Origin of the sequence: Mesorhizobium sp. M4A.F.Ca.ET.050.02.1.1 (genome assembly GCF_003997725.1) — a bacterium.
Lineage (GTDB): Bacteria > Pseudomonadota > Alphaproteobacteria > Rhizobiales > Rhizobiaceae > Mesorhizobium.
The window spans coordinates 1-5,138 of the sequence record NZ_RZSG01000432.1 but is presented as its reverse complement, the minus strand read 5'-3'; the positions used below and the strand labels follow the sequence as shown (position 1 = coordinate 5,138).

At 64.7% G+C, this 5,138-nt stretch carries 5 protein-coding genes; 3 read left to right on the top strand and 2 right to left on the bottom strand.

Annotation, left to right across the window (positions count from 1 at the left end; all coding sequences use genetic code 11):
- On the top strand, positions 1-932 hold a 932-nt coding region (locus EOA33_RS23640), incomplete at its 5' end, for an ATP-binding cassette domain-containing protein (protein ID WP_127406723.1).
- A 235-nt stretch (positions 933-1,167) separates the two neighbouring features.
- Entirely contained in the window at positions 1,168-1,986 is an 819-nt protein-coding gene (locus tag EOA33_RS23635) for a heme ABC transporter permease (RefSeq protein ID WP_190234351.1), read from the top strand.
- Between the two features lie 92 nt (positions 1,987-2,078).
- Here the strand turns inward: EOA33_RS23635 and EOA33_RS23630 are convergent, their stop codons facing one another.
- Positions 2,079-3,137 carry a D-TA family PLP-dependent enzyme gene (locus EOA33_RS23630; RefSeq protein ID WP_127406722.1) on the bottom strand — a complete coding sequence of 353 codons (1,059 nt, stop codon included), beginning with the start codon at positions 3,135-3,137 and terminating at the stop codon, positions 2,079-2,081.
- 154 nt (positions 3,138-3,291) lie between these two features.
- Here EOA33_RS23630 and EOA33_RS23625 point away from each other — a divergent pair, with 154 nt between their 5' ends.
- Positions 3,292-3,978, top strand: a complete 687-nt coding sequence (locus tag EOA33_RS23625) for a D-lyxose/D-mannose family sugar isomerase (protein ID WP_127406721.1) — start codon at positions 3,292-3,294, stop codon at positions 3,976-3,978.
- 263 nt (positions 3,979-4,241) lie between these two features.
- On the opposite strand, the gene EOA33_RS23615 is transcribed toward EOA33_RS23625, so the two are convergent.
- The gene (locus EOA33_RS23615; protein WP_127406720.1) at positions 4,242-5,108 is read right to left on the bottom strand and encodes an RDD family protein; all 867 of its coding nucleotides are present in this window, start codon (positions 5,106-5,108) and stop codon (positions 4,242-4,244) included.
- Between the last annotated feature and the right edge of the window lie 30 nt (positions 5,109-5,138).

Sequence of the window (5,138 nt, the reverse complement as noted above, 5' to 3'; positions counted from 1 at the left end):
GCTTTGCAGGGATGCTGATCGCCCGCCTCGATCAGATGTCGGCCTTCTCCACCCAGATCTCAGAGGCGCGGGCCAAGCTCGAGGACTACTATCGTCTCGAAGATTCGGCCGCCGACACTGCCGAGCCGGAAGGTCTGCGCGAGCTGGCCAACGTCACCGGCCACGTCCGCTTCGAGAATGTCGGCTTCGAATTCGCCAATTCGGGGCAGGGCGTCGACGACGTCTCCTTCGAGGTTCAGGCCGGCCAGACGGTAGCCATCGTCGGTCCGACCGGCGCCGGCAAGACGACGCTCATCAACCTGCTGCAGCGCGTCTTCACGCCCTCGAGCGGCCGTATCCTGATCGACGGCATCGACACCCGTTCGGTGACCCGCAAGTCGCTGCGCCACTCGATCGCCACCGTGTTCCAGGATGCCGGTCTGCTCAACCGTTCGATCGAGGACAACATCCGTGTCGGCCGCGCCGAGGCGACCTATGACGAGGTGCACGCCGCCGCCAACGCCGCCGCCGCGCAGGATTTCATCCTGTCGAAGAGCAGCGGCTACGACACCGTCGTCGGCGAGCGTGGCGGCCAGCTTTCGGGCGGCGAGCGCCAGCGCATCGCCATTGCCCGCGCCGTGCTCAAGGACGCACCGATCCTGGTGCTCGACGAGGCGACCAGCGCGCTCGACGTCGAAACCGAGGATCGCGTCAAGGAAGCGATCGATGAGCTGCGCCGCAACCGCACTACCTTCATCATCGCCCACCGGCTGACCACGGTGCGTGACGCCGACCTGGTCGTGTTCATGGACAAGGGCAGGGTGGTCGAGCAGGGTGGCTTCGCCGAGCTGTCGCTGCGCAATGGCCGCTTCGCCAGCCTGCTGCGCGCCGGTGGCCTGCTCAACGACGAGGAGGTCCGCCGCCTCAGCCGTACTGTGAACGAGGCCGCGTAGTCTCAAGGTCTTTCCTTCTCCCCTTGTCTTGTGGGAGAAGGTGGCCGAGCGAAGCTCGTTCGGATGAGGGGTGTTCCAGCTTGGCATAGCCTTGCGGTGAACCGCCTCATGCCTTCCAACACCCTGATCCGTCTCGGCGCTGCGCACCGATCCACCTTCTCCCACAAGGGGAGAAGGGAAGGCTGCGACAACCGCTCGATTGCCGCAAACGCGCCGCCGGTCTATGTAGGGCCGCATGAGCGACACCACTTCACGCCTGAGCGGCTGGGCCGACCTCGCCAACCCGACGCGTTTCGTCGGGCTGGCCGACAGGCTGGTTCCATGGCTGGCCGCGGCTGCCGTGCTCCTGCTTGCCGCCGGTCTCTATATGAGCTTCACCGCGCCGGAGGACTTCCAGCAAGGCATCACCGTGCGCATCATGTACATCCACGTGCCTTTCGCCTGGCTCGCCATGATGTGCTATTCGCTGATGGCGGTTTCGGCGCTCGGCACGCTGGTGTGGCGCCATCCACTGGCCGATGTCGCGCTGAAATCGGCGGCCCCCATCGGCGCCACCTTCACAGCACTTGCGCTGATCACCGGCTCGATCTGGGGCAAGCCGATGTGGGGCACCTGGTGGGTGTGGGACGCGCGGCTGACATCGGTCTTCGTACTTTTTTTGATGTATCTCGGCATCATCGCGCTGACGCGTGCGCTGGATGACGTCAGCCGCGCCGCCTGGGCCGCCGCCATCATCACCCTGGTCGGCTTCATCAACATCCCGATCATCAAGTTTTCGGTCGACTGGTGGAACACCCTGCACCAGCCGGCCTCGGTATTCCGCATGGGCGGCTCGACCATCGACGCCTCCATGCTGAGGCCGCTGCTGGTGATGGCGCTCGGCTTCACCGTGCTGTTCTTTGCGCTGCACCTGATGGCGATGCGCACGGAGATTTTCCGCCGCCGGGTGATCGCCATGCGCAGGGTTGCCGCCAGGCAGGCGGAGCGGGCTCCCCCTCTCCCCTTGTGGGAGAAGGTGCCGCCGAAGGCGATGGATGAGGGGTGTTCCAGGTAACGCCAACGCTACACTCCGCTGGAACACCCCTCATCCATCTCGGCGCTGCGCGCCGATCCACCTTCTCCCACAAGGGGAGAAGGAAAGGCCACTCACCCCATCCGCCCCCGCGCCGCCACCGGCAGCGTCTCCAGCACCTTGTCGCCGTCGATAAGATGCACCTGGTCAAACAAATTCGTCACCACGCAGCAGTGATCGGGCACCACGCGAACGCGCTCGCCGATGCGAAGCTTCGCGCCGTCGGAAAGCGTGACATTGCCATGCTCCTCGCTGAGGCTGGTGACCCTCGCGCCCGGCACCCCGAGCAACTCGCCGAAATCGGACAGCCCCAGTGTATCGGAGGACAGCGCCTTGCTGCCTGAATCGAGAATCGCACGGGTCGGCATTGGATGGCTGACCACCGTCGCGAGCACCGTCAGCGCGCAATCGTCGAGGCTGCCGACGCCTTTGGCGACCTGGTAGCGGTCGAGATAGATGTAGGTGCCGGGCCGGTATTCGGTGATGACGCTGTTCTCGCCCGAGCGCCACATGTCCGGCGTGCCGCCGCTGGAGATGCGCTGGCAGTCGAGGCCTGCCGCGGCAAGGGCCTGCTTCGCCCTTGCCAGCCAGCTCTCCGCCTGCGTCTGCTTGCCGGCGGCCGGATAGGTCATCAGTCCGCCGAGGGTGAGGCCCCTGGCGCTGTCGATCGCTTTCGCCAGCACCACCGCTTCATCTGCCGTCTGCACGCCGCAGCGGCCCATGCCGGTATCGCACTCGACCAGTACCTGTAGCGGGTGGCCGGCATCGGCAAAGGTCGCTGCAAGGCCTTCCAGCGTTACCAGGCTGTCCGCGGTTACCGACAGCGTCACGCGGCCGTGCAGCGCCTTCAGCCGTTCGAGCTTGGCGCGCCCGAGGATGTTGTAGGGGAGAAAAATGTCGGTCAGCTCTGCATCGGCCATCACCTCCGCCTCGCCGATCTTCTGGCAGGTGATGCCGACCGCGCCGGCCGCTATCTGCTTCTTCGCCCAATAGGGCAGCTTGTGCGTCTTGATGTGCGGCCTGAGCTTCAGCCCATGGGCGTCGGCATGCGCCTGCGCCTTTCTGATGTTGGCTTCGGCGCGGGCGGCGTCGATCACGATCGCCGGCGTATCGAGGTCGTCTATGCTTAGCATGCGATTGTCACCACCATAAGAACCGGTCGCGTTATGGCCCCGATCCGGCCGAATGTCACGGGCCAGAGCCGTCAGTTTGCGTCGACAGCGGACCGGCATTGAGCTATTCGGATGGGCACATTTCAGCAGGCAGCGGCCGGAAGGAAGAGAACCCATGAAGCGCTCGAGAATCAACGACATCATCCGCGAAGCCGACGCCTTCATCCGCTCCTTCGGCTATATCATGCCGCCCTTTGCTTATTGGTCGCCGGACGAGATGAAGGCGCATAAGGGAGACTCGTCAGCCATCTTCACCTCGCGCCTCGGCTGGGACATCACCGACTACGGCCAGGAGAAGTTCGACGAGCTCGGCCTGTTCCTGTTCACCGTCCGCAACGGCCGCTACGAGGACATGAAGCTCGGCATGGGCATGCTCTATGCCGAGAAGATCATGATCTCGCGCAAGGACCAGCTCCCGCCCATGCACCGCCACAACATCAAGGCCGAGGACATCATCAACCGCGGCGGCGGCAAGCTGGTGCTGGAACTGTTCATGCACGATCGCGACGGCGGGATCGATCCGAAGGCCGAAGTGTCGGTGCCGGTCGACGGCACCATCACTAGACTGCCGGCGGGCGGGCTCTTGAAGCTCGATCCGGGCCAGAGCGTCACGCTGCTGCCGGGCGTCTGGCACGCCTTCTGGGCCGAGGGCAAGGATGTGCTGATCGGCGAGGTTTCCACCGTCAATGACGACCTCACCGACAACGTTTTTCGGGAGCCGATCGGCCGCTTCTCCAATATCGACGAGGACGTCGCGCCGCTGCATCTGCTGGTGTCGGACTATGAGAAGTGGATGGGGTAATAGATCAGCCCGGCGAGCCAGGTTTCGGTTCAAGTGTATCGTGAGCCGGCGCTGCCCCTCATTGCCCTGCCGGGCATTTCTCCCCGTATAGTGACGGGGAGAAAGACGCTGTCGCGGATGGCTTCGCCAATCGCCACGTTGCAGCACAGGCGCCCGCATTTTGATCAGCCCTCTTCTCCCCGTCATTATACGGGGAGAAGGTGCCGGCAGGCGGATGAGGGGCAGCACCAACGTCTCGTGATTATCGAGAATACCGCTCCGGCCTACCGCGCGTACTTATCCGCCTTGCGGTTGCCGAGCAGCAGCTTGCGTTCGAGATGCGCCCTGAGCTCGCCGTAGTAGGCGGTCAGGAACGCCCTGGAATCCGGCGCTTCGATCGTCACGCCGATCTTCTTCCCGATCATTTCGGCTACGGCCTTCATCGCGAAATAGTCGTCGCGGCGCAGCACTTCCTCCAGCTTGTGTAGCTCGGCGATGCCGTAGGCGTCGAGCTGCGCAGCGCTGAACTTGAAACGGGCCGCGACTGGATCCTTGCTCCGCGACAGGTCCTCGACGAGCTTCAGCCTCGGCGCCTCGACCACCCAGGTTCCGGCGAGCAGGTCGCCGATGCGCATCCGGTCGCGGTTGAACAGCGGGAAGAGCGCGAAGAGCAGCGCCCACACCAGTCCGAAGACGGTGGTCAGCGTGTCGGCGACGCCGGCGCCGCCGCGTCCGGCGATGATCGACAACGGCAGGAAGATCTCGATCTCGCGCATCAGGTTGCGCGCGATAACCTGGTCGACCGTGAGACCCGCGCCGCTGCGCGAGGCGACCCTTATGCCGACGATGCGCTTGCCGGGTGTCGCTGCGCGTCGGCCGGCCTCGAAGGCGATGAAATAGGCGTTGCGCAGCAGGAAGATCAGGATGATCCAGACCACGAACAGCGGCTGCAGCCCGCCGAAACCGATGCCGCGTAGCCCGAACAGGGCGACGATGGTGATGACGACCGCGGTGGTGGCGATGATCACCACATCGAGCAGGAAGGCCGAGGCCCGTGTGCCGGCGTCGGCAAGCCTGATCCTGAGATCGACGCCTTCCGGTGTGATCAGCGGCCGTGTCGGCGCGAACGCGGCGCGTCTAGTGATCGCCATGCCGCACCATTCGGAACAGGTAGAAATAGG